Raw genomic sequence first — 23,747 nt, 5'->3', positions numbered from 1 at the left:
AGAAAAATGAAAAAAACATCAATGCTCATTCTGCTTCTGCTGATTTCTGCATTTTTGACAGCCTGCGGATATCCTCAAAGCGAAAGAGCTGAAAATCAGATTCCATATGAGGATCAACTGATTACAGTTCAAAATGCAGTAAATCAATACAGAGGAGCGACAGGTGGTTTGCTGCCGATCAAGACCCGGGAAATGGATGTTGATCAATACATCAAATACCCTGTCGATTTCTCGAAAATCGTTCCTGATTATACAGCAGAAGTACCAACAAACGCATTTGAAACCGGCGGTATTTTTCAGTACGTACTTATGGATGTTGAAGAAAATCCAACAGTGAAGTTGGTCGATCTACAGGCCGCGGAAGCGATCAGATCCGTCAATGTACGGAAAAGTGCCAACGGTGGACAAGCTCCGATTTCCGATATCCTTGCAGATAATGTCTATAAGTTCAACCACGAAGCGATGGGTTTTTCTGAGGAACCGACAGCCGTGAGCCCTTACAGCGGTCGTAATTTGCCGATGGTGATCACTGGCAGTGGGGATGTTTACATTGATTATTCGATGGATCTTTATTCTGCCCTTCAGGAATATGAAGGGGAGCTGGAACCAGGCCAGGATATCCGTTTTATCCTTTATGAGGACCATCCAGTGGTACCCGCTTATTCACTTCCTTACACAATAAACGAAGAAAATGAGCCGGTATTTTTAAACGAGTGAAAACATTGATTTGACGCGTTTTTGATAGAAATGACCGCTTTTTAGAAAGTTTTGTTAGTATTTGGTGGTTTTATTGAAAAAGCGGGCTGTTTGTTGTTGCTATGCGATTTTCGATGTGATACTCTTTTTACAGGATTGATGATTGCATCCCCTTTGAGAGGAGGTGAATAGCATGAACAAAACAGAATTAGTGAACTCTGTTGCTGAAGCAGCTGAACTTTCTCGTAAAGACGCTGCCAAAGCAGTTGACGCTGCATTTGAGACGATTCAAGACGCTCTAACTAAAGGTGAAAAAGTTCAGTTGATCGGATTCGGTAACTTTGAAGTACGCGAACGCGCGGCCCGCAAAGGACGTAACCCACAGACTGGCGCTGAAATCGAGATCGCTGCAAGCAAAGTTCCTGCATTTAAGCCAGGTAAAGCGCTTAAAGACGCAGTGAAGTAAGCTTTAGCCTCTGTACATAGGATGACTTTTGCGAGACACAATCTTGCAAAAGTCATTCTTTTTTTGAGTCAACAGTTTTGCGAAACACCTGTGCGTATGCTACGATTCATGTGAGAAAAGCGGAGACGATCGAGCAAAACTCGACGGGCATAAGACGGGCCGCCGAAGTGGCGCACTTTGCCACACAGGCGGAACGGCTTATGACCCCGAGGGTTTGATCGCCGAAGCTCGACAATGAGAAAAGCGGAGGGAGCCGGTTGGATCCGACAGGCATAAGACAGACCAGCAGAGTGGCGTACTTTGCCGCGCAGCTGGGTTGACTTATGACCCCGAGGGTCTGGCTCCTGAAGCTAGAAAATGAGAAAAGCAAAAGCAATCCAGGAAAAACACAAACCACAGTTAAAAACATATCCGCCGGTAGCCATCCTGCTGCCATCCAAATAACGATTCGTCTTCAACAGGAGGAAACAGAATGATAGATGTGAAAGCACAGAAGGTAGACCTTGATAAAATAGAACAAGCTGTCTCGATGATTTTAGAGGCGGTTGGGGAAGACGTAAACCGAGAAGGATTAAAGGATACGCCTAAAAGGGTAGCTAAGATGTATGCGGAAGTATTTTCTGGATTAAAGGAAGATCCGAAAGAATATTTCAAAACCGTTTTTCATGAAGGTCATGAAGAACTGGTGCTCGTCAAAGATATTCCTTTCTACTCGATGTGCGAACATCACCTCGTTCCGTTTTTCGGAAAAGCGCATATCGCCTATATACCTCGCGATGGGGTTGTGACTGGGTTAAGCAAATTGGCCCGTGCGGTAGAGACAGTTGCAAAACGTCCACAGCTTCAGGAACGCATCACTTCGACGATTGCGGATTCATTGATGGAAACATTAAACCCGCATGGCGTTTACGTCATGATTGAAGCCGAGCATATGTGCATGACCATGAGAGGCATCAAGAAGCCGGGCTCGAAGACAGTGACAGCCGTTTCCCGTGGGATACTGGAAACCGATGACATCAAACGTTCGGAAGTCATCACTTATATCAATATGGACTAATACGGAAAAGCAGGTGTGAAAATGGCTCAGACAGAATACATTATTATCCGCGCCCAGGAAGATGGCGTGAATGTCATCGGATTGACGCGCGGCAACGACACAAAATTTCACCATACTGAAAAATTGGATAAAGGCGAAGTGATGATTGCCCAGTTTACGGAGCACACTTCAGCTATGAAAATCCGCGGTAAAGCGGAAATTCATTCTGCCCATGGTATCGTTGAAAGCGAAGCTAAAAAATAAACGATATTGGATGAAGGCAAGGCTTTGCCTGTGATATACTATTGTAGTATGGCTAAATCATGAATGGAGCAAGCAGTATGAAGGGACATCAAATACAATCGAAAATTATTTCCATGGAAATCGAGGTCTTGAATGCTGTACGCCAGCGGACACTCGACCAGTTTACAGATGGTCCATCCGTCAGAGAATCCCGTTTGTTTTTTTTGTTATTGCCTTTTTTTGACGGGAAAACTTGGTCTGCAGATGTCGAGTCCTCTGCAAAAACGGTTTCCATTGTCTATGCCGCTTTGCATGCCCATGATCAAATCAGAGAAGATTCACCTATCATCAAAGAGCAGCAATTGACCGTGCTTGCTGGTGATCTGTACAGCGGAATCTATTATCAGGTGCTGGTGAATGCCAAGAATATTGCCATGGTCCAGCACCTGGCGTCCGCCATTATTCAAGTGAGTGAAAAGAAAACTTCGTTCTTTGAAGACGAAATCAGGCCGATAGAAGAAATAGAAGAAGCGATTACTATTATTGAAACTGAACTTTTAATGTCATTTTATACATTCTATGGCTATACCGAATACGCTCCAATCGCTGAACAGGCATTGCTGTATATACGCTACACAGATGAGCTGAAGCGGTTGCAATCCAAAAATTACACCCTTTTCCTTCGTGAACTGAACGCAAATCTTGTTCATGAAATTTATACCGAACATTGGTTGCTGGAAAAGCTGGATAGCCTGCATGGACAGATATTGGCGTCCATCGCTGATTGTTCACTGGATTATGAACTGGCACAATTTTTGCTCCATCAAATAACCCCGCACCAGCATAGAGCTGAGCAGCTGACCCGAGAAGGATGACTGATATGCCTAAAACAAAAGAACAAAGAGTCCACGAAGTATTTGAAAAGATTTCAGAGAACTATGACCAGATGAATTCAGTCATCAGTTTTCAGCAGCATAACAAATGGCGTGAAGATACCATGTATAAAATGCAGGTTCCCAAAGGTGCTGCAGCTATCGATGTTTGCTGTGGAACTGCTGATTGGACCATTGCGCTTGGAAAAGCTGTCGGTGAAACCGGTCAGGTCGTCGGCCTGGACTTTAGCCAGAACATGCTGAATGTCGGACATGAGAAAACCAAAGAGATGCCTCAAATCAAATTGATACAGGGAAATGCCATGTCACTGCCATATCCCGATAATTCATTTGATTTTGCGACAATCGGTTTTGGCCTTCGTAATGTTCCGGATTACCGCCAAGTCCTTTCTGAGATGCACCGTGTACTGAAGCCGGGTGGAATGATTGCCTGTCTGGAAACGTCACAGCCTGAGAACATTCTCTTCAAACCATTTTTCAGAGTGTATTTCCGTTTCATCATGCCAGTCTTCGGCAAGCTTTTCGCTAAAAGCTATAAAGAGTATTCATGGTTGCAGGAATCGGCAAAAACTTTCCCGGGCATGAAACAGCTGGCGAAACTGTTCACGGAAGTCGGATTTGAAAAAGTGAAGTACAAACCGTATACAGGAGGCGCCGCAGCCCTCCACCTAGGAATAAAAAAGTAAATTAGCGGGAGAAGGATTTTAAGTGGAAAAGATGAAGTTGAAATTGCTCTATTCCGACCTTAGACCGGAACTGGAAATGATCGAGAAGGAATTGGAACAGGCAGTGGATTCCAAATCTCTCCTTTTAAATGATGCGTCTCTTCATTTATTGCAGGCCGGAGGGAAAAGAATCCGACCTGTTTTTGTTTTGCTTGCAGGAAAATTCGGAGATTATGATATTGATGTCATGAAACGCGTAGCCGTGCCGCTCGAACTGATCCACATGGCTTCATTGGTCCATGATGACGTCATCGACGACTCGGAGATCCGGAGAGGCCAACCGACTGTCAAGGCGCAGTGGAACAACAGTGTAGCGATGTATACCGGAGATTTTATTTTGGCCCGTGCATTGGAACGGATAACTGAAATTGAATCTCCGCGTGTCCATGAGATTCTTTCGAAGACTTTGATTGAGGTTTGCCGTGGTGAAATTATTCAGATCAAAGACAAATACAAATTGGATCAAAATTTGCGGGATTATTTCCGCCGCATCAAACGGAAGACGGCTTTGTTGATTTCTTCGAGCTGTGAGTTGGGCGCGCTTGTTTCTGGAACTGATGAAAAAACTGCAGCGCATCTTCGCCGTTTCGGCTATTTTATCGGGATGTCCTTTCAGATTATCGATGATATTCTCGATTTCACCTCAACTGATGAAGAATTGGGAAAACCGGCGGGCAGCGATTTTATCCAAGGAAATATCACTTTGCCTATTTTGTGTGCGCGAAAGGATCCCGAAATCTATGCCATGTTGAAAGAAAATTTGAATAAGGAATTATCCACTGAAGAACGGTTGCGGATTGTCGAGACAATCCGTAAGAGTTCTGCTATCGAGGAAGCAAAAGCGATGAGCGAACGGTATTTGGAAAAAGCTTTGCGTGAACTTACATTCCTGCCGAAAGGGCGAGCGGTGAAAACAATGCGAAAAATTGCATTCTTTATCGGAAAACGGAATTTTTAAGTTGCCGGTTGACAAATGACTCGACAATGATAGTATTTTTTAAGGTGGGCAATAAGCCTGAGCTTTTAATAGAGGAGTGTTTACAATGGAAAAAACATTTTTAATGGTTAAACCAGACGGCGTTCAACGTAACGTAATCGGAGAAATCGTCGCACGTTTCGAGAAAAAAGGATATCATTTAGCAGGTGCTAAATTGATGCAGATCCCTACTGAATTGGCAGAAGAACATTACGGCGAGCACAAAGAACGTCCATTCTTCGGCGAATTGGTTGAATTCATCACTTCAGGTCCTATATTCGCAATGGTTTGGGAAGGCGAAAACGTTATTTTGACTGCACGTCAAATGATGGGCGCTACAAACCCTAAAGATGCAGCTCCAGGAACGATCCGCGGCGACTTCGCAGTTACTGTCGGCAAAAACATGATCCACGGTTCGGATTCTGCTGAAAGCGCAGAACGCGAAATCGGCTTGTTCTTCAAAGAAGAAGAATTGGTTTCATACGAAAAAACAATGAACAGCTGGGTTAACTAATCCACTCTGATGAAAAGCAGCTCAGCTGCTTTTTTTTATATTTGCTGTTAGAGCCGTCCGGTTTTCGGGCGGCTCTATTTCATTTTGGAAATGAACAATTATTGAAGGTAAAAATTCTCAATTGATTGAAGTTTCACTTTATCTGATTTTCATATAGAATTGAAGAAATGCCTTATGGTATAGTGATACATAAATACTTTAGCACGTTGAAGGGAGAAAGCGTAAATGCGTTATTTAACAGCAGGAGAATCACACGGTCCGCAATTGACTGCCATCATAGAGGGATTGCCGGCGCAATTGCCTTTGACGGCAGAAATGATCAATAAAGAGTTGAAAAGACGCCAAGGCGGACATGGACGCGGAAGACGGATGCAAATCGAGAAAGATACGGTTGAAATTGTTTCCGGCGTTCGGCATGGCAAAACATTGGGCTCTCCTGTAGCTTTAGTCGTTGCGAATGACGATTGGAAACATTGGACTTCCATTATGGGCATTGAACCTATCGAAGAAACAGAAGAAGTGAAACGCCAAATATCGCGCCCACGTCCCGGACATGCGGATTTGAACGGTGGCATGAAGTATGGGCACCGGGATCTGAGAAACGTCCTGGAGCGGTCGTCAGCGCGTGAAACGACGGTCCGTGTAGCAGTTGGGGCAGTAGCCAAGCAGTTGCTTGCAGAACTGGGCATCAATATCGTCTCTCATGTAACCGAAATCGGCGGCATTAAGGTGAACCCGGAAAGTTACCTTGGGAAGTCGGCTGATGAAATCCGTGATATCGTTGAAAATGATGCAGTATATTGTGCAGATCCTTCCGTTACCAAACAAATGACGGATTTAATTGACCAAACCAAGAAGAATGGCGATTCCATCGGAGGAACAGTGGAAGTGATCGTAGAAGGCATGCCGGCAGGGATCGGAAGCTATGTCCATTATGACCGGAAGCTGGATGCCAAACTGGCAGCAGCGATTATGAGCATCAATGCCTTTAAAGGCGTGGAATTTGGTTTAGGATTTGAAATGGCCAGAAAACCCGGTAGTGAAGTGCATGATGAAATCCTATGGGATGAAGAACATGGCTATACGCGCAAAACCAATAATCTGGGCGGATTCGAAGGCGGCATGACAACTGGAATGCCGATTATTGTCAGAGGGGTCATGAAACCGATCCCGACCTTATATAAGCCGTTAAACAGTGTGGACATCGAAACAAAAGAACCATTCCAGGCAAGCATTGAGCGATCTGACAGCTGCGCGGTTCCGGCAGCATCCATTGTTGCCGAGCATGTAGTGGCCTGGGAAGTTGCAAACGCATTGCTGGATCAATTTGATGCGGATCAAATGCCGCGTTTGGTCGACAACCTGAAAAATTATATGAATTACACGAAGGAGTTTTAAGCATGAAGCAATTGCGGGTCGAAGCTGATCAACCATATACAGTTCACATCGGTTCTGGGGTGTTCGATTTGTTTGCTGATGCATATCGTCCTTTGCTCGATGCGGCAGACCGTATTGTCGTCATAGCGGATGAACGGGTTGCAGAGCTTCACTTGCAGTATTTAATGGGTTTTCTGGCAGACTGGGATATCCGTGTCATGACGATCCCTGCTGGAGAAAACGCGAAATCTGTGGAGACCTTCATGGCCTGCCATAGCTTTCTGTTATCCGAAAACTGTTCAAGAAATTCATTGCTGTTGGCATTTGGAGGAGGAGCGACAGGAGATGTGGCTGGATTTGTCGCTTCAACGTTTATGCGCGGCATTCCGTTCATTCAGCTTCCGACGACGATTTTAGCCCATGACAGTGCGGTTGGGGGAAAAACAGCCATCAATCACGAGTTGGGTAAGAACATGATCGGCACGTTTTATCAGCCGAAAGCGGTTTTGTATGACAGCAAGCTGCTCACTACATTGCCACCGGGAGAAATTCGTTCTGGAATGGCTGAAGTGATCAAGCATGCTTTCATATCCAATGAAGAGTGGCTGGCAGAACTCTTGGCCATCCGTGATTTCGCGGATATTTCCCAAGAGGATCTGAATCGGCATTTGGAAAAAGGCATTGCAGTAAAAGCTGCCATCGTCGAAGAAGATGAATTTGAAGGCGGCGTCCGCAAATACTTGAATTTCGGCCATACTTTGGCCCACGCTTTAGAGGGGCATCTTGGTTACGGCAAAATTACGCATGGAGAAGCGGTGGTGTTGGGCATGGCCTACGCATTGTTGCTTTCAGGACACGAAAAATTGAATGAATTTATCCGATGGTCCAATGCAAATGGCTATCCGCTTCATTTATTGCGGGAAATTCAATTTGAAGCCTTATTGCCGTATATGAAAAAAGATAAGAAGTCCTCGAAAGGCGCGTTGAATTTTGTGCTGCTGGAGCAGACGGGCAAGCCTTTTGTAGAAAAAGTGGAAGAACAGCACGCCAGTAAAGCATATGGAAAATTAGTTTTACAGATAGGAGAAGTGATTTGATGATACGTGGAGTAAGAGGTGCAATCACGGTTTCTGCAGATCAGCCGGAAGAAGTCCTGAAAGAAACAAGACGGCTGGTTTTGGAGATGGCCAAAGAAAACAAAATCGAACCGGATCAGGTTGCTTCTGTCATCATTTCGACAACGACTGATATTTCTTCGGCTTTTCCTGCAAAGGCTGTCCGAACAATTGACGAGTGGAATTATGTACCGGTCATGTGCACGCATGAAATGGACGTTCCCGGCAGCATGCCTTTGTGTATACGAGTCATGATGCATGTCAATACAGAGCTTAGCCAACAGGAAATCCAGCATATTTATTTAAATGAAGCGACGAAACTACGCCCGGATCTGACGGCTAAAAGCCAGGTGAGTTCGACGTGACAACTCATATTTTAATCATTGGATTGGGCTTGATTGGCGGATCGCTGGCAAAAGCGCTTCAGCGCAATAGCGATGTTCATGTCGCGGGCTACGATGCTGATGCATTAACTGCAAGAAAAGCTTTTAAGATGGGCATAATACATAGTTCGCCTCCATCGCTTGAACAAGCAGCTTCTGAAGCGGATATCATCATTTTTGCTACGCCTGTTGGTGCCACAATTAAACTGATGGAACAAAGCAGATACTGGAATTTAAAAGATAATGTCATTTTAACGGATACAGGCAGCACAAAAATACAAATAATGGAAGCTTCGAAAAGTCTGGATCATATTTTTATTGGCGGTCATCCGATGGCTGGTTCCCATAAAAGCGGTGTAGAGGCTGCAAAAGACGTCTTATTTGAAAATGCTTTCTATATTTTAACGCCTGGTGATAAAACGGATGAAAAGAGTCTCCAGTTCCTAAAGAAATTATTGGCGGTGACAAAAGCGAAAATCGAAGTGCTGCCAGCTGAAGAACACGATCATATGACAGCGATCGTCAGTCATTTTCCGCACTTGATCGCTGCTTCGCTGGTCCATCAATTGGATCAGGAGGAGAAATTCCCTTTTGCCCGGCAGTTGGCAGCAGGCGGTTTCCGGGATACGACACGTATTGCTTCATCGAATCCGGAAATGTGGCGTGACATCACCACCCAGAACAATGCGATGATCGTCCAGCAATTAAGCAATTGGATGGAGCAGATGGATCAATTGAAAGATATGCTCGTGAAAAACGACCCTGAACCGATTGAGCGATTCTTTTCGCATGCCAAAACAGTACGCGACAAACTGCCGATAGCCGGACATGGAGCGATGTTCTCCGTATTTGATCTTTATATTGACATCCCCGATGTTCCCGGCAGTATATCGGAATTGACGGGCTATCTGGCAGAAGAACAGATCAGCATCGTCAATCTTCGGATTCTGGAAACGCGTGAGGATGTGTTCGGTATTCTCGTCATCAGTTTCCAAACTGCTGAAGACCGTGCCCGTGCACAGAAATGCATTTCGGCACGGACAGTCTATGATTCGTATATTTCCTGAAAGGACGGATAAGCCCATGGCAATATCGTTAACGTATAAAAAACCTTCCCTGACCGGCAGCATCAAAGTGCCAGGGGACAAATCCATCTCCCACCGTGCCATCATGTTCGGTTCGATGGCCACCGGGAAAACTACAGTTGAAGGCTTCCTGATGGGAGACGATTGTTTAAGCACCATCTCCTGCTTCAAAAAATTAGGCGTCGAAATTGATATTGCAGATGACCTGGTTACCATCCAAAGCGACGGGGAAGATTCCTGGAAAGAGCCTTCCGAGGTTCTGGACACAGGAAATTCAGGTACCACCACACGCCTGATGCTTGGTTTATTGGCGGGAACATCCTTCCATTCGATTCTGGCAGGCGATGAATCGATCGCCAAACGTCCAATGAAGCGAATCATCAATCCGCTACGTTTAATGGGAGCCGACATCCGTGGACGGATGGATGGCCAATACACGCCTTTAGCAGTTCAAGGAACCCAGTTGAAGGCAATTGACTATACCTTGCCAGTTGCCAGTGCTCAAGTGAAATCCGCGATTCTCTTGGCAGCACTGAAAGCGGTTGGCAAGACAGTCATCCACGAACCGATTGCGTCACGCGACCATACGGAAATCATGCTGGAACATTTTGGGGCTACAATTACGCGTGAAGATCACCAGATCAAGCTCGAAGGCGGCCAGAAGCTGACAGCAGCCCATGTAAAGGTGCCAGGTGACATATCATCAGCTGCGTTCATGATCGGAGCGGCTTTGATTACAGAAGACAGTAAAGTGACTTTGGAGAATGTCGGCATCAATCCGACTCGGACAGGCATTTTGGATGTGATTGAACAAATGGGCGCTTCTTTTGATTTGAAGGAAAACGATGCACAGGGAGAACGTTCGGCGGATCTGACCGTTTATTCCAGCAACTTGAAAGGGATTGAAATCGGCGGTGACTTGATTCCGCGGCTGATTGATGAAATTCCTTTGATCGCCCTTATTGCGACGCAGGCAGAAGGAACGACCGTGATTAAAGACGCTGAAGAGCTGCGGGTCAAGGAAACCGACCGAATTGCAGCCGTCGTCAAGGAATTGACGAAAATGGGCGCGGACATCGAAGCGACGGAAGATGGCATGATCATCCATGGACCAACAGCCTTGACCGGTGCTGAAATGACCTCTTACGGCGATCACCGCCTGGGCATGATGGCGGCAATCGGCGCTTTGGCGGCTTCTGGTGAAGTTGTGATTGATGATGCGGAATGTATCTCAATTTCCTATCCGAACTTCTTTGAACAATTGAATTTACTGACAAATTGACTCTCCTCTTGGAGAGTTTTTTTATTATGATAAAGCGGTTCTTTCGTGTAGGATGAGAGTAAGAACGTGAAGGAATAGGTGATAATATGGCTAATATTGAAGAGATACAAAAAGCGGTGGAACAAGGGGATCCCGATCTCCTGAACACCTTACTGGATAAGTATTTGCTGCAGGGAGATCCTGATGAGCAATACGGTCTATCTGAATGGCTTGCAGAAATCGGCTTTGTGGAAGAAGCCATTAAGGTGCTGGAGCATCTGCAGTACATTTTTCCTGAAGAAGCACAGTTGATCATTGACCGGGCCAACCTGTTGATTGATGCCGATCGTGAAGACGATGCATTGAATGCCCTCATGGAAGTTCCGAAAGATGACGAGCTGTATGCTCAGGCACTCGTTACGCTGGCAGATCTGTTTCAGTTGCAGGGATTGCTTGAAGCAGCTGAGAATCGCTTGAACGAAGCGATAGAACTGATGCCGGATGAGCCGCTGCTGCAGCAGGCAAAAGCGGAATTGCTGCTGGATTCCGGACGCTATCTCGAATCGGCGAAAATTTATCAGGAATTGGAAGCGCAAAATATCGCAATTGAAGGCGTAAACTTTTCTGAGCGGCTGGCTGAAGTATACAGTGCAGGAGCTGCCTACGAAGAAGCCTTGCCGCATTATGAAAAAGCGTTGGAGGATCAGACGACGCCGGATGTTCTGTTCGGTGCAGCATTTGCCGCCTTCCAGACACGCCAATATGAAATGGCCGTCCGCCGTCTTGACGAATTGATCGACATCGATCCGGATTACTTTTCAGCTTATTTATTGAAGGCGCAAAGCCTGAATATGACAGAAGATTACCCGGCAGCCTATCAGGCCATAAGTGAAGGCATAGCCAGGGACGAATTCGACAAGGAATTGTATCTATTCGCTGGCAAGCTGGCCATGAAACTAGGCAAGGCAGAGGAAGGTGTTGGACATCTGCGCCAGGCAATTGCGTTGGATCCGGAGTATATGGAGGCCATCTACACGCTGGTGTCGTATTTCCATGCTGAAGAGTCGGGTGAAGATGTGCTCGAGCTTGCAGAGATGGTGATCGAAAGCGGCGACGATTGGGCGGGACTTTATCCCATGATCGCTGAAGCCTATGAACGTGCTGAAAATTACGGGCAGGCAATTGTTTATTACGATAAGGCTTATCCATCCTTTAAAGAGGATGCAGGCTTTCTGAAAAAGTATGCCTTATTCCTGATAGAAGAAGGAAAAAGAGAGGCCGCTCTCGAAATTATTAAAGAGCTGCAGGTATTGGAACCCGATAATCCAGAATGGTTCGACTGGCAGCAGTCGTTTGAATGAAAGGAGGAAATTTCATGACCGCTTCAGTATCGATTGGTGAAAAAAAGCAATTCGTCCGTTGGTTTCTGCAATCTTACAAGATGAAAAGACGTGAATGCATTTGGATTCTTAATTATATGTTGAGCAACGAAGAGCTGCTTGAAAAAACCCATTTTGTTGAAGAAGCGCATTATTGTCCACGTGCAATGGTCATGTCCTCTACTGAATCGAAAGAAATTCCGTTTCGCTTCTATAAAGGGAATCTGATGACAGCGGATGCGGAAAAGTCGTTTCATGATCTGCGGTTGAATCCTGATGATGATTTGTACGTTCAATTGAATTTCCCGAATATACCTCCACCAGCGCTGTATTTATCCGTGCTGGAAGAAAATCCGTATGTACCTAAAAACGCTTCGATCAATGAACAGGATCGCCTGATAGCGGAGAAGATTCTCGAAGAGAGTATGTCGATTTTTCAGGAAGAAACCATTCACAAACAAATTGATGAGGCACTGGATGCCAATGATCGTGACCGTTTCTTCGAACTGTCAGCGATGTTGCAGGCATTCAAAACCTTGAAAAAAGATGGAGAGTGAAAAAGTGTTATGCATTTTATCGGAAAAGAAATGGATCAATATTTAAGCCAACAAGACTATGTGGATACGGCTGTAGTGCCGCTCTTGCAATTGGATTTAAGTGCTGCAGGCATGAAGTCCAGTGCAGGCGCTTCTGAATACCTGCAAACCTTAACGGCATTATTGGAAAAGCAATTTAAAGGGCGGATCCTTTTGTTTCCGCCCGTTTCTTATGCCAAAATAGCGAATCGGCAGCGAATTGCGGATGAGCTATCGGAAGAAATGCAGCATACCAAGTTCAAACACGTCTTTTATCTGACCACGGATTCGGATTGGCGGACGATCGACAGCCTGAAAAATGTTTTGTGGCTGCCTGCGATTCCGATTGAAGATATGGACCAATCCTTCAAGAAATCGGTCATGGAAGACCAGTTGAGACAGGTATTGCCGCTATTTACGAAAGAATGGTCACATCATTCATGAAATGTTCACAAACTGTGTGAATACGCTGAATGCGATATTGACCTAAAGATTTGATTGATATATCATTAGGTTGTCCTAGTAATTATATTTGAATGAGTATGTCCATTGGACTGACCTTGAATGTTAGAGGGGGGAAAAGGATGAGTAATAATCGTGTATCACGACGTCAATTTTTAGGCTACACTTTAACTGGTGTAGGCGGTTTTATGGCAGCAGGAATGTTGATGCCAATGGTTCGTTTCGCGGTAGACCCGATACTTCAGCAACATGAAGGCGGAGATTTCGTTTTAACTGATCAAGCTGCAGCTGATATTACTGAAGAGCCAGTACGTGTCGACTTTGCTTTCGAACAAACGGATGCATGGTACGTATCTGAAGTAACGAATTCAGCTTGGGTGTATAAAGAAGGCGATAAGTTAATCGCGCTTTCACCTGTCTGCAAACATTTAGGATGTACAGTGAACTGGGCGGGAGATCCAGAAAACCCGACACAATTCTTCTGTCCATGCCACGCAGGCCGTTATGAGAAAAACGGACAGAACATCGCAGGAACACCACCGCTTGGGCCACTGGATGAGTACGAAGTACAAGAACAGGATGGCTTTGTAGCGATCGGTGCAGTAAGACAAAACACACTAGTTTAATAGTTAGGGGGTACGACACCAGTGCTAAACAAGTTATATGATTGGGTTGATGAGCGATTAGACATCACGCCTATCTGGCGTGATATTGCTGACCATGAAGTACCTGAGCACGTAAACCCCGCACACCACTTTTCAGCATTTGTATATTGTTTTGGAGGACTAACATTTTTCATTACAGTAATTCAAATCTTATCCGGTATGTTCTTAACCATGTATTATGTACCAGATATTGAAAATGCTTGGCAGTCGGTTTACTATCTTCAGAACGAAGTCGCTTTTGGAGAAATTGTGCGTGGGATGCACCACTGGGGAGCTTCTCTTGTAGTAGTTATGATATTCCTTCATACACTGCGGGTATTCTTTACAGGTTCTTATAAGAAACCTCGTGAGTTGAACTGGGTCGTGGGCGTTATGCTATTTGGCGTAATCCTTGGATTGAGTTTCACAGGTTACTTGCTTCCATGGGATATGAAAGCTCTATTTGCAACAAAAGTTGGGATTGAAATTGCAGCATCTGTACCGGTTATCGGACAATCAATCAAGATTCTATTGGCTGGGGATTCAACAATCCTTGGTGCACAGACTTTGACACGATTCTTCGCTATCCACGTCTTCTTCTTGCCTGCGGCTTTGCTTGGGTTGCTAGCTGCTCACTTTATCATGATCAGAAGACAGGGTATTTCAGGACCGCTATAATTCATTCTGCAACAAGGATTTATTAAGGAGGGAACACTATGCATCGCGGAAAAGGGATGAAATTTGTAGGGGATTCGCGTGTTCCGAGTATGGAATTCCGTAAGCCGAATGTTCCTAAAGATTACTCCGAATACCCTGGTAAAACAGAAGCTTTCTGGCCGAACTTCCTTTTGAAAGAATGGATGATCGGTGCAGTCTTCTTGATCGGTTATTTGCTTTTGACCGTCGCTCATCCGTCGCCTCTTGAAGGTCAGGCAGATCCGACCGATACAGCTTATATTCCTTTGCCAGACTGGTATTTCTTGTTCTTATATCAATTACTGAAATACGAATTCGCTTCCGGACCATTCAACGTGGTTGGTGCCATCATCGTTCCAGGACTTGCTTTTGGAGCTTTAATGCTGGCTCCATTCTTGGATCGCGGACCGGAAAGACGTCCTTCTAAACGTCCATTGCCAACAGGCTTCATGCTTCTTGGTATCGCTTCTATCATCTTCCTTACATGGGAGTCAGTAGCCAACCATGACTGGGAAGCTGCTGAAGCGCAAGGGCAGATTACAGAGGAAGTTGAAATTGATACAGCTGACCCAGGATATGAAATATATTCTGGAGCAGCGTGCATCAGTTGCCATGGCGACAATCTGGAAGGGGCTGTTGGGCCAACACTTGTTGGAACTGGCTTGTCTCCTGAAGAAATCGCTGACATCGCTGTCAATGGTATTGAAGAAGGCGGAGCACAAACGATGCCACCTTCATGGGACGGAACAGATGAAGATCTGCAAGTCCTGGCTGAATTTATTTCAGGCCTTGAAGCTGAATAATAAAAAAGAAAAAAAGAGCCGGGAAACCGGCTCTTTTTTTCTACCCTGAAAGGAAGAAATTGATGCTATCCTTTGCAATTAAGATATCTGCCTGGCTGATGTACCGACCGTTTTTGATCCTGCTTTTCTTCATTAATTTAGGTGGTACGATATACGGATACATATGGTATGGCTGGCAACTGAAAATCACTGAGCCAATTTTTCTGATTTTTGTACCTGACAGTCCGACAGCGAGCCTGTTCTTTACGATAGTGCTGGGGCTGTGGATAGTTGGCAAGCGGAGCAGACTGTTTGAAGCGTTGGCCTTTGTCACATTGATCAAGTATGGCTTATGGGCAGTTGTCATGAACTTGCTGACATTGTGGGAAACGGGTTCAATCGGCTGGATCGGCTGGATGCTGGTCGCTTCCCATTTTGCAATGGCCCTCCAAGCGGTCCTGTATATCGAACATTATCGCTTTGGCTGGTTCGCTGTTGCGTTGACCGCCATTTGGACCTTGCATAATGATGTCATCGATTATGTCTTTGGCCAAATGCCTATTTACAGTACCTTGAGTGAGTACAGCAGCCAAATCGGCTACTTCACTTTCTGGTTATCAATAGCTTGTGTCGGCTTTGCCTTTTATGTGGCTTATTTGAATAAATCACAATCCGTTTCAGTTGACCAATATTGACTATCCCAAGTAAAATAGGGGTATCAAGCAGAAAGAAAGAGGTGTCGGTTACACATGGGTGGATATATCCTATATTTTATCCTTTTACTGATCATCCCGATTTGGGCTCAATTTAAATTAAAAAGAACATATGGTAAATACTCGAAAATCCGTTCTACTTCTGGCCATACTGGAGCACAGGTGGCACGTACGATTCTGGATGCCAATAATCTTCAGGATATTAAAGTTGTGGAAAGCCGCGGTATGCTAAGTGACCATTATAATCCATTGACGAAAACTGTTGCTCTCAGCAGCCATAATTATCATGAAGCTTCCGTCGCTGGAACTGCAGTTGCGGCTCACGAAGTCGGACATGCCATCCAGGATGCAGAAGACTATTCGTTCTTGCGCCTACGTCATCGTATGGTGCCGATCGTTAACATCTCATCGAATATGTCATGGGTCTTCATCATGATCGGTTTCTTCTCCGCTTGGAGCGGAGCGCTATTGATCGGGATCATCCTATTGGCAGCAGGTGTGGTTTTCCAATTGGTGACCTTGCCGGTAGAATTCAACGCCTCCAACCGGGCGATGGACCAGTTATTGTCGCATAATATCATCCGCAATGACGAAGAACGCCATGCGAAAAAAGTGTTGAGCGCCGCTGCGATGACCTATGTTGCAGCTACTGCAGTTGCAGTTCTTGAACTTGCCCGATTGATCTTAATCTATACAAGTATGAACCGCTCATAAAAAAAACGGCCCATAAAAATGGGCCGTTTTTTCTATGTCCATCAGCCGATCGGCTGCTTTTCTTCATCGAGGGTAAAGCCTTCGCCCATCACGTCATGAACTTCCATCAAGGATACAAAAGCGTGGGGATCGACGGAGTTGATGATGTTCTTCAGCCGCACAATTTCATTTCTGGCCACGACGCAGTACAGGACTTCACGTTCTTCTTTGGTGAAATGGCCATAGCCGCGCAGAATTGTGATGCCCCGGTCCATTTCTACTGAAATCCGGGTGGCGATCTCTTCCTGTGAGTTTGAGATGATCAATGCACCACGTCCAGCGTAGGCACCCTCCTGTACAAAGTCAATGACGCGGGCACCGACAAAAACCGCAACCAATGTGTACATCATGGAGCGATGGTCAAGGAATGTCAGCCACGACAGCATAATAACGCCGGCATCAAATAGGAACATTGTTTTTCCCATGCTCCAGCCGATATATTTCTGCGTCAGGCGTGCGATAATATCAACACCGCCTGTTGTTCCGCCAAAACGGAAAATAATTCCGAGCCCCACTCCCACAAACACACCTGCAAACAGTGCCGCCAGGAATAAATCATCCTGCAAGTTGATTTGGATTTCGTAGATCAGGAAAATTTTCAGAAACACCGAAACGGCTACTGTTCCGATAATGGTATACAGAAAAACTTTTCTGCCGAGAAGCTTCCAGCCGATAAAAAACAGAGGAATATTCAAAAGCAGGTTCATCAATGCCGGGTCCCAATTGAATATGAAATATAAAATCAATGTAATTCCGGCAAAACCGCCTTCCCCCAATTCGTTTTGGATATTAAAGTGGACAAACCCAAAACTGTAGATGGCGGCGCCGAGAAGGATGAAAAAGATGTTTTTTATTTTTAATTCGTTCAATTTAAATAAACCCCTTTCGTGCAAATCAACTTCTGTATTATCGTATAAATAATGTATTTTGACAACATCATCAGTTTTCTTTACGATTGACTGAGGAGTGTGATGAAATGAACGGAGACAAAACCATGAAACAGCTGCAGCAGGACGTTGACAAGTACATTGGACAATATAAAGAAGGCTATTTTCAACCGATGGAAATGATGGCTCGGATGACAGAGGAGTTAGGTGAACTTTCCAGAGAAGTCATGCATGAATATGGACCGAAAAAGAAAAAGAGTACAGAAGAGGTAAATAGCATCGAAGAGGAAATGGGAGATGTTCTGTTCGTCTTGATTTGTATGGCAAACTCGATGGACATCGACCTGGCACAAGCACATGACCGGGTAATGGAGAAATTCGCCAGCCGAGACAAAAACCGTTGGACTAGAAAGGATGAAGACAAATGACGATTCGCGTGGCAATTGCAGGAGCAAGAGGGAAAATGGGCAAAGAAGCCGTACATACAGTAATGGACAATCCGGAAATGGAGCTGGTATCTGTTCTGGATTATAAAGATGTCGGAAAGACATTGGCAGACACGAATTTATTTCCTTCTTCTTATACCGTTCCGGTCTTTACAGACCTTAAAGAGCTTTACTCAGAAACCGAACCGGATGTGCTGGTCGATTTGACCACTCCTGAATTTGTATACGAGCATACGAAACAGGCTCTGGAATTGAACATCCGTCCGGTTGTTGGAACGACGGGCTTTTCAGATGAGCAGCTTGAGGAATTGACGGCATTATCAAGAGACTCGAAAATCGGCTGCATCATCGCCCCGAACTTTGCGGTTGGCGCGGTTTTGATGATGAAGTTTGCAGAGCAGGCAGCCAAGTACTTGCCGGATATCGAGATTATTGAAATGCATCATGACCAAAAACTGGATGCCCCTTCCGGAACGGCGATGAAGACGGCCCACTTGATTTCGAAGGAACGTCCAATTCATGAGCAAGGGCATGTCCGCGAAAAAGAGACGATTGCCGGCGCACGGGGTGCCAAATATGATGGTATGCGGATCCATAGTGTCCGATTGCCTGGATTAGTCGCCCATCAACAGGTTCTACTCGGAGGGGATGGACAGCTGTTGACGCTTCGCCACGATTCGTTTAATCGAGGATCGTTTATGTCAGGCGTCGTGTTATCCATTAAAACGGTTATGGAAAAAGAAGAACTGATTTATGGCTTGGAACACATAATCGTTTAAGGGGGAAAAAATATGAAAATCGCTTTAATAGCCCATGATCGCAAAAAAGACGACTTAATCCAATTTGTTACCGCGTATCAGCCGATACTCGCTCAGCATACGCTTTACGCTACCGGTACAACTGGACAACGGGTAATTGACGGAACCGGTCTGCCCGTCATCCGTTTCCAATCCGGCCCTCTTGGAGGAGATCAGCAGATAGGGGCGATGATTGCCCAGAATGAAATGGATATGGTCATCTTCTTCCGAGATCCTTTGACTGCCCAACCGCATGAGCCGGACGTGACTGCATTGATCCGTCTATGTGATGTCTACGGTATTCCGTTGGCAACCAATATGGGGACCGCTGAAGTGCTTCTGAAGGGGTTGGAGGAAGGGTTTGTCGACTGGCGCCTGCTAGGAGAACGAAGAGGATAGGAGAGAATATTGTGCGAAAAATGAAAATCGGCATCACCTGCTACCCGACAGTTGGGGGATCGGGTGTCATTGCCACGGAATTGGGAAAAATGCTGGCGGAAAAAGGGCATGAAGTGCATTTCATCACCTCCAGCACCCCTTTCCGCCTGAATAAAACATATGCAAATATCTATAGCCATCAAGTGGAAGTGAATACCTATTCGGTCTTCCAATATGCGCCGTATGATATCGCATTGGCGACAAAAATTGCAGAAGTGATCAAGAATGAGGAGTTGGACTTGATGCATGTCCATTATGCGATTCCCCATGCGGTTTGTGCCATTCTCGGACGGGATATGGCTGGCTCCAATATCGGGATTGTGACGACTCTGCACGGGACGGACATCACTGTATTGGGTTCTGATTCTTCATTGAAAGAATCGATCCGTTACGGCATCGAAAAGTCGGATATTGTCACGGCCGTTTCAGATTCATTGAGGGATCAGACCTATGATCTGATCAACCCCGATAAAACAATCGAAACTGTCTATAATTTCGTTGATGAAAGGGAATACTTTCCTCAGGATTCCTCGAAACTAAAAAGTGAATTGGGCATTGATGCAGATGAAAAAGTGATGATCCATGTTTCGAACTTCCGCAATGTCAAGCGCGTACAAGATGTTGTCGAGACCTTTTCACAGGTTCGCCGTCAGTTGGCCTGCAAACTCCTGTTAGTAGGAGATGGACCTGAAATGGGTAGGATCATCCAACAGGTGCGTGAACTCGGACTGGATGATGATGTATTGTTTCTTGGGAAACGGGAAGGCCTCGCCGAATTCTATAATATCAGCGACATCAAACTCCTGCTTTCTGAAAAAGAAGCATTCGGTCTGGTTCTGCTGGAAGCTATGGCGTGCGGTGTGCCGGTGATTGGCTCCAATATCGGCGGAATGCCCGAGATTATCGAGCCAGGCATAAACGGCTACCTTGTCGAATTGGGAGATACGCAGAAAGCAGCTGATTATGCAGTCCGGATGTTGAGTGATGAATCGCAACTGGAGAAACTACGGCAAGGTGCTCTTAAAACGGTATCCGAGCGTTTCCATTCCTCCAAAATTCTGGAGCAATACGAAGCTTTATATGAACAATTGCTGCCAAAGGATGAAGAACAATGAAGACGGCGATCAAAGTCATTGGCGTTTTACAAAAAGCCGGATTCGACGCCTATATGGTCGGTGGGGCCGTCCGGGATTTTCTGCTCGGAAAAACGCCCCACGATATTGATGTTGCTTCCTCGGCTTCACCACAAGAGGTGAAATCGCTCTTCAAACGGACAGTCGATACGGGAATCGAGCACGGCACTGTGCTGGTGCTGATCGAGGGAGAAGGCATCGAAGTGACGACATTCCGGACCGAAGGCGACTATTCCGATAACCGCAGACCGGATTCAGTTGAATTTGTCCAATCCCTTGATGAAGATTTGAAACGCCGTGATTTCACCATCAATGCAATGGCGATGACGGAAAACCTCGACATCATTGATCCATTTGGTGGAAGAGATGATCTCGACAACCGGCTTATCCGGGCAGTAGGCGATCCGGATGCACGTTTTCAGGAAGATGCCCTGCGTATGCTGAGAGCGGTGCGTTTTTCAGGACAACTGGATTTTGTTATCGACAAGGAGACGTTGGATTCGATCCAGCGCCATGCTGAATTGATCAAAGAGATTGCCGTCGAGCGTCTGAAATCGGAAATCGATAAAATTCTCGTCAATTCGTTCACCGAAAAAAGTATGGCTTATCTTTCGGATACACGGCTGACGGATTACCTGCCCGCCGGCAATCTGTTCAAAGTGGATTGGAGCCTTTACCAAACCAATGGCAAAGCGGTTTTTGGCTGGATTTATCTCTTGCATAAAAGCAATCATTCATTTACAGAAATACGGGATTATCGCTTCTCGAATGATGACAAACGGCTCATTCAAAAAAGCCTGGAAGTGGCCCGTTTGGAACTTTGGGATCAATGGACATTTTATCAGTATTCAACCGAGCAATTGGAGATGGCTGCGCGGATAACCGGAAAAAGGCTAGATCCTACAGAAGCTAAAGAGCAATTGCCCATCCAAACAAAATCCGATCTCGCAGCGAGCGGCAGGGAGCTGATGGAGTGGAGCGGAAGCAAATCAGGCCCCTGGCTGAAAGAATGGATTGAAAAACTGGAAAAGCTCGTTGTTTATGGAGAATTAAAGAATGACAAAGAACTCATAAAGGACTGGTTTGTAAATGAATATCACCGTCACGCATAAATTAGCGAAGCGATTGATCGAGTCGAACGGTGAAGCCGTGTCGGGGCAGCAACTGGCAGACGAGTTCGGCATTTCCAGAACAGCAATCTGGAAACACATCAAAGACCTTGAAGAAAAGGGCTATATGATTGAATCGGTTAAGAAAAAGGGCTACCGCATCCTTTCTATGCCGGATACACTGGAACCGCTTGCCATTCACACAGGATTGAAGACCAAACGGATCGGCCAAAAAATTGAATACATCGAAAGCTGTCCGTCCACTCAAATCATCGCCCATCAGCTGGCGCAAGAAGGCGCGCCAGACGGCACGATGGTACTTACGGAAGCCCAAACAGCCGGTCGGGGAAGGTTGGCCCGCAAATGGGATTCAGCAGCAGGGAAAGGTGTCTGGATGAGCATTATCCTGCGTCCGGATGTAGTACCCCAAAAAGCCCCTCAATTTACACTTGTCACGGCAGTTGCAGTAGTCAGAGCCATCGAAGAAGTGACCAAGCTGCAGCCGAAAATCAAATGGCCGAATGACATTTTGATGAACGGTAAAAAATGCACAGGCATCCTGACTGAACTTCAATCGGATGTGGATGGCATTCAGGCATTGATCATCGGCATCGGATTGAACATCAATCAGGAAAAAGAGGATTTTGACCCAGAAGTGCAGGATATCGCCACTTCTCTGAAGATGGAAAGCGGAGAGTTCGTCAGCCGCCAAAAATTGGTCCAGTCCCTATTATATTATCTGGAAATCTATACGCAGATGTATATTGAAGAAGGCTTCGGGATGCTGAAAGTCATGTGGGAAAGCTACTCGACCACCATCGGCCACCCGGTTCGCGCGCGGATGACCAACCAGACGCTCGAAGGCATCGCAGAAGGCATCACCGATGACGGTGTCCTCCAGTTGCGGACAGCGGACGGCAAACTTCACGGCATCTATTCAGCGGATATCGAAATGGCCGATTAAAGGTGCTGGATTCATTCTAAATTACGGTGATGAGCTATTCAGCAAACCAGCTCCGCTTTCGGGCCCGCAGGATGTGGGTCGTCCGGCTGGAACGCTTTCTTCAACCTAAGATTCACATATTCCACCAAGCATGGAATATGTTTTTTTCTGGATTTCTGGTATAGTATTTTTAACGGGCAGTATCGCTTGCGAACTGCACCGAACAACCGCACTACACCCAAAATTCATCGTAAATAGTTCTGCCTTGATCACTTACACGACAGGGACGGAGGAAACCAAACGCACATTTACTGTCCTTCTGTCTTTTTTTCGGCGGAAGGGCTTTTTATATGGTTTTCTTCTCGAGAGGAGAGAAAAAATTGTTGATTTTACAGACGGTGGATGAGCTCAAAAACTGGGTTCGGGAAACCAAAAGAGCAGGCAATACGATTGGGCTTGTCCCGACTATGGGCTTTTTGCATGAAGGGCATCTGTCCCTAGTGAAAAAAGCCAAAGACGAAAATGATAAAGTGGTGATGAGTATTTTCGTGAACCCGGCTCAGTTCGGACCAAACGAGGATTTCGACCGCTACCCGAGAAATCTGGAGCGCGACCAGCAGCTGGCAGAAGGCGCGGGAACCGACGCCATTTTTGCGCCAAGCGTGAATGAAATGTATCCGCGCGAAAGCCAAATCAACATTACAGCCGGTACACAGGCGGAAGTACTTTGTGGAGCAAAAAGACCCGGACATTTTGACGGCGTACTGAAAGTGGTCACGAAGCTGTTTCATTTAACGGAAGCGGACTTGGCGTACTTTGGCCAGAAGGATGCGCAGCAATTGGCGATCATTGAATCGCTGGTGAAGGATTTTGATTTTCCGATGGCGATTCGGAGAGGCCAGACGGTCCGGGAAGAAGACGGACTGGCGAAAAGCTCCCGCAATGTTTATTTGAGTGATGCAGAACGAAACGAAGCACCTCACTTGAAAAAAGCATTGGAAATGGGCAAGAACTTATTTCTGCAGGGACAGGATCCGATTGAACCCATGACTGCCTACTTGACTGAATATACTTCCGGAAAGATCGATTACATCGAATTGCTCGATTACCCGACATTGACGGCAGACATCCAAAACGATGCGATTCTGGCACTGGCTGTCCAATTTGAGAAAGCGCGATTGATTGATAATATCATTTTTAACCCAAAGGAGAACTGATCT

Annotated in this window: 29 protein-coding genes; 28 read left to right on the top strand and 1 reads right to left on the bottom strand. The window is 45.8% G+C overall.

The genetic code is table 11. The features are described from left to right. Window positions 1–6 precede the first annotated feature (6 nt). From K8U60_RS00885 to K8U60_RS00785, 21 genes are all read left to right on the top strand, one after another. Window positions 7–717: a hypothetical protein gene (locus K8U60_RS00885; RefSeq protein ID WP_223632838.1), complete on the top strand. Its 711-nt coding sequence runs from the start codon at window positions 7–9 to the stop codon at window positions 715–717. A 172-nt stretch (window positions 718–889) separates the two neighbouring features. Continuing rightward, complete coding sequence (locus K8U60_RS00880) at window positions 890–1,162, top strand: HU family DNA-binding protein (RefSeq protein ID WP_006829858.1); 273 nt, start codon at window positions 890–892, stop codon at window positions 1,160–1,162. 472 nt (window positions 1,163–1,634) lie between these two features. After that, the gene (folE, locus tag K8U60_RS00875) at window positions 1,635–2,219 is read left to right on the top strand and encodes a GTP cyclohydrolase I FolE (RefSeq protein ID WP_223632835.1); all 585 of its coding nucleotides are present in this window, start codon (window positions 1,635–1,637) and stop codon (window positions 2,217–2,219) included. Window positions 2,220–2,240: 21 nt separating this feature from the next. Then, window positions 2,241–2,462: a trp RNA-binding attenuation protein MtrB gene (gene mtrB / locus K8U60_RS00870; RefSeq protein WP_006829861.1), complete on the top strand. Its 222-nt coding sequence runs from the start codon at window positions 2,241–2,243 to the stop codon at window positions 2,460–2,462. 77 nt (window positions 2,463–2,539) lie between these two features. Then, window positions 2,540–3,316, top strand: coding sequence for a heptaprenyl diphosphate synthase component 1 (locus tag K8U60_RS00865; RefSeq protein ID WP_223632832.1), 777 nt, complete (start codon window positions 2,540–2,542; stop codon window positions 3,314–3,316). 5 nt (window positions 3,317–3,321) lie between these two features. Then, complete coding sequence (locus K8U60_RS00860; RefSeq protein ID WP_223632829.1) at window positions 3,322–4,020, top strand: demethylmenaquinone methyltransferase; 699 nt, start codon at window positions 3,322–3,324, stop codon at window positions 4,018–4,020. A gap of 31 nt (window positions 4,021–4,051) precedes the next feature. Continuing rightward, window positions 4,052–5,017, top strand: a complete 966-nt coding sequence (gene hepT, locus K8U60_RS00855) for a heptaprenyl diphosphate synthase component II (RefSeq protein ID WP_263298539.1) — start codon at window positions 4,052–4,054, stop codon at window positions 5,015–5,017. 85 nt (window positions 5,018–5,102) lie between these two features. Beyond that, window positions 5,103–5,549 carry a nucleoside-diphosphate kinase gene (gene ndk / locus K8U60_RS00850; RefSeq protein WP_223632824.1) on the top strand — a complete coding sequence of 149 codons (447 nt, stop codon included), beginning with the start codon at window positions 5,103–5,105 and terminating at the stop codon, window positions 5,547–5,549. A gap of 225 nt (window positions 5,550–5,774) precedes the next feature. Beyond that, window positions 5,775–6,947 (top strand): chorismate synthase, encoded by a 1,173-nt coding sequence (gene aroC, locus K8U60_RS00845; RefSeq protein ID WP_223632822.1) that lies wholly within the window; start codon window positions 5,775–5,777, stop codon window positions 6,945–6,947. A 2-nt stretch (window positions 6,948–6,949) separates the two neighbouring features. Beyond that, on the top strand, window positions 6,950–8,023 hold the full coding sequence (gene aroB / locus K8U60_RS00840) for a 3-dehydroquinate synthase (protein ID WP_223632820.1): 1,074 nt from the start codon (window positions 6,950–6,952) through the stop codon (window positions 8,021–8,023). Continuing rightward, window positions 8,023–8,406 (top strand): chorismate mutase, encoded by a 384-nt coding sequence (aroH, locus tag K8U60_RS00835; RefSeq protein ID WP_223632817.1) that lies wholly within the window; start codon window positions 8,023–8,025, stop codon window positions 8,404–8,406. The genes aroB and aroH overlap by 1 nt, the downstream gene beginning before the upstream one ends. Continuing rightward, entirely contained in the window at window positions 8,403–9,491 is a 1,089-nt protein-coding gene (locus K8U60_RS00830) for a prephenate dehydrogenase (RefSeq protein ID WP_223632814.1), read from the top strand. Before aroH ends, K8U60_RS00830 begins: the two co-directional genes overlap by 4 nt. Window positions 9,492–9,507: 16 nt before the next feature. Continuing rightward, window positions 9,508–10,791, top strand: a complete 1,284-nt coding sequence (aroA, locus tag K8U60_RS00825) for a 3-phosphoshikimate 1-carboxyvinyltransferase (protein ID WP_223632811.1) — start codon at window positions 9,508–9,510, stop codon at window positions 10,789–10,791. Window positions 10,792–10,877: 86 nt separating this feature from the next. Beyond that, complete coding sequence (locus K8U60_RS00820; RefSeq protein WP_223632808.1) at window positions 10,878–12,131, top strand: tetratricopeptide repeat protein; 1,254 nt, start codon at window positions 10,878–10,880, stop codon at window positions 12,129–12,131. Between the two features lie 14 nt (window positions 12,132–12,145). Continuing rightward, the gene (locus tag K8U60_RS00815; protein ID WP_223632805.1) at window positions 12,146–12,706 is read left to right on the top strand and encodes a ReoY family proteolytic degradation factor; all 561 of its coding nucleotides are present in this window, start codon (window positions 12,146–12,148) and stop codon (window positions 12,704–12,706) included. 9 nt (window positions 12,707–12,715) lie between these two features. Then, the gene (locus K8U60_RS00810) at window positions 12,716–13,168 is read left to right on the top strand and encodes a DUF2487 family protein (RefSeq protein WP_223632802.1); all 453 of its coding nucleotides are present in this window, start codon (window positions 12,716–12,718) and stop codon (window positions 13,166–13,168) included. Window positions 13,169–13,308: 140 nt separating this feature from the next. Then, on the top strand, window positions 13,309–13,812 hold the full coding sequence (locus K8U60_RS00805; protein ID WP_223632800.1) for a ubiquinol-cytochrome c reductase iron-sulfur subunit: 504 nt from the start codon (window positions 13,309–13,311) through the stop codon (window positions 13,810–13,812). A 21-nt stretch (window positions 13,813–13,833) separates the two neighbouring features. Continuing rightward, window positions 13,834–14,508, top strand: coding sequence for a menaquinol-cytochrome c reductase cytochrome b subunit (gene qcrB / locus K8U60_RS00800; RefSeq protein ID WP_223632797.1), 675 nt, complete (start codon window positions 13,834–13,836; stop codon window positions 14,506–14,508). 38 nt (window positions 14,509–14,546) lie between these two features. Continuing rightward, on the top strand, window positions 14,547–15,329 hold the full coding sequence (locus K8U60_RS00795; protein ID WP_223632794.1) for a menaquinol-cytochrome c reductase cytochrome b/c subunit: 783 nt from the start codon (window positions 14,547–14,549) through the stop codon (window positions 15,327–15,329). Between the two features lie 62 nt (window positions 15,330–15,391). Next, window positions 15,392–16,003, top strand: a complete 612-nt coding sequence (lhaT, locus tag K8U60_RS00790) for a lipoprotein heptaprenylglyceryl N-acetyltransferase LhaT (RefSeq protein WP_223632791.1) — start codon at window positions 15,392–15,394, stop codon at window positions 16,001–16,003. Window positions 16,004–16,057: 54 nt separating this feature from the next. Further along, the gene (locus K8U60_RS00785; RefSeq protein WP_223632788.1) at window positions 16,058–16,735 is read left to right on the top strand and encodes a zinc metallopeptidase; all 678 of its coding nucleotides are present in this window, start codon (window positions 16,058–16,060) and stop codon (window positions 16,733–16,735) included. 41 nt (window positions 16,736–16,776) lie between these two features. Here the strand turns inward: K8U60_RS00785 and K8U60_RS00780 are convergent, their stop codons facing one another. Then, entirely contained in the window at window positions 16,777–17,643 is an 867-nt protein-coding gene (locus K8U60_RS00780) for a YitT family protein (RefSeq protein WP_223632785.1), read from the bottom strand. A 107-nt stretch (window positions 17,644–17,750) separates the two neighbouring features. On the opposite strand from K8U60_RS00780, the gene K8U60_RS00775 reads away from it, so the two are divergent. The 7 genes from K8U60_RS00775 (at window position 17,751) to panC (ending at window position 23,744) form a co-directional block, all read left to right on the top strand. Further along, window positions 17,751–18,089: a nucleotide pyrophosphohydrolase gene (locus tag K8U60_RS00775; RefSeq protein ID WP_223632783.1), complete on the top strand. Its 339-nt coding sequence runs from the start codon at window positions 17,751–17,753 to the stop codon at window positions 18,087–18,089. Continuing rightward, window positions 18,086–18,886 carry a 4-hydroxy-tetrahydrodipicolinate reductase gene (gene dapB, locus K8U60_RS00770; protein ID WP_223632779.1) on the top strand — a complete coding sequence of 267 codons (801 nt, stop codon included), beginning with the start codon at window positions 18,086–18,088 and terminating at the stop codon, window positions 18,884–18,886. The genes K8U60_RS00775 and dapB overlap by 4 nt, the downstream gene beginning before the upstream one ends. A 12-nt stretch (window positions 18,887–18,898) precedes the next feature. Next, entirely contained in the window at window positions 18,899–19,303 is a 405-nt protein-coding gene (gene mgsA / locus K8U60_RS00765) for a methylglyoxal synthase (protein ID WP_223632776.1), read from the top strand. Between the two features lie 11 nt (window positions 19,304–19,314). Further along, window positions 19,315–20,457, top strand: coding sequence for an N-acetyl-alpha-D-glucosaminyl L-malate synthase BshA (gene bshA, locus K8U60_RS00760; RefSeq protein ID WP_223632774.1), 1,143 nt, complete (start codon window positions 19,315–19,317; stop codon window positions 20,455–20,457). Then, on the top strand, window positions 20,454–21,587 hold the full coding sequence (locus tag K8U60_RS00755; protein WP_223632772.1) for a CCA tRNA nucleotidyltransferase: 1,134 nt from the start codon (window positions 20,454–20,456) through the stop codon (window positions 21,585–21,587). Before bshA ends, K8U60_RS00755 begins: the two co-directional genes overlap by 4 nt. Then, the gene (locus K8U60_RS00750) at window positions 21,565–22,548 is read left to right on the top strand and encodes a biotin--[acetyl-CoA-carboxylase] ligase (protein WP_223632770.1); all 984 of its coding nucleotides are present in this window, start codon (window positions 21,565–21,567) and stop codon (window positions 22,546–22,548) included. Before K8U60_RS00755 ends, K8U60_RS00750 begins: the two co-directional genes overlap by 23 nt. A gap of 359 nt (window positions 22,549–22,907) precedes the next feature. Then, entirely contained in the window at window positions 22,908–23,744 is an 837-nt protein-coding gene (gene panC / locus K8U60_RS00745; RefSeq protein WP_223632768.1) for a pantoate--beta-alanine ligase, read from the top strand. Window positions 23,745–23,747: the final 3 nt, after the last annotated feature.

This window comes from Planococcus circulans (genome assembly GCF_020023385.1).
Lineage (GTDB): Bacteria > Bacillota > Bacilli > Bacillales_A > Planococcaceae > Planococcus.
The sequence above is the reverse complement of the archived record's forward strand: the minus strand, read 5'-3'. Positions and strand labels throughout refer to the sequence as shown.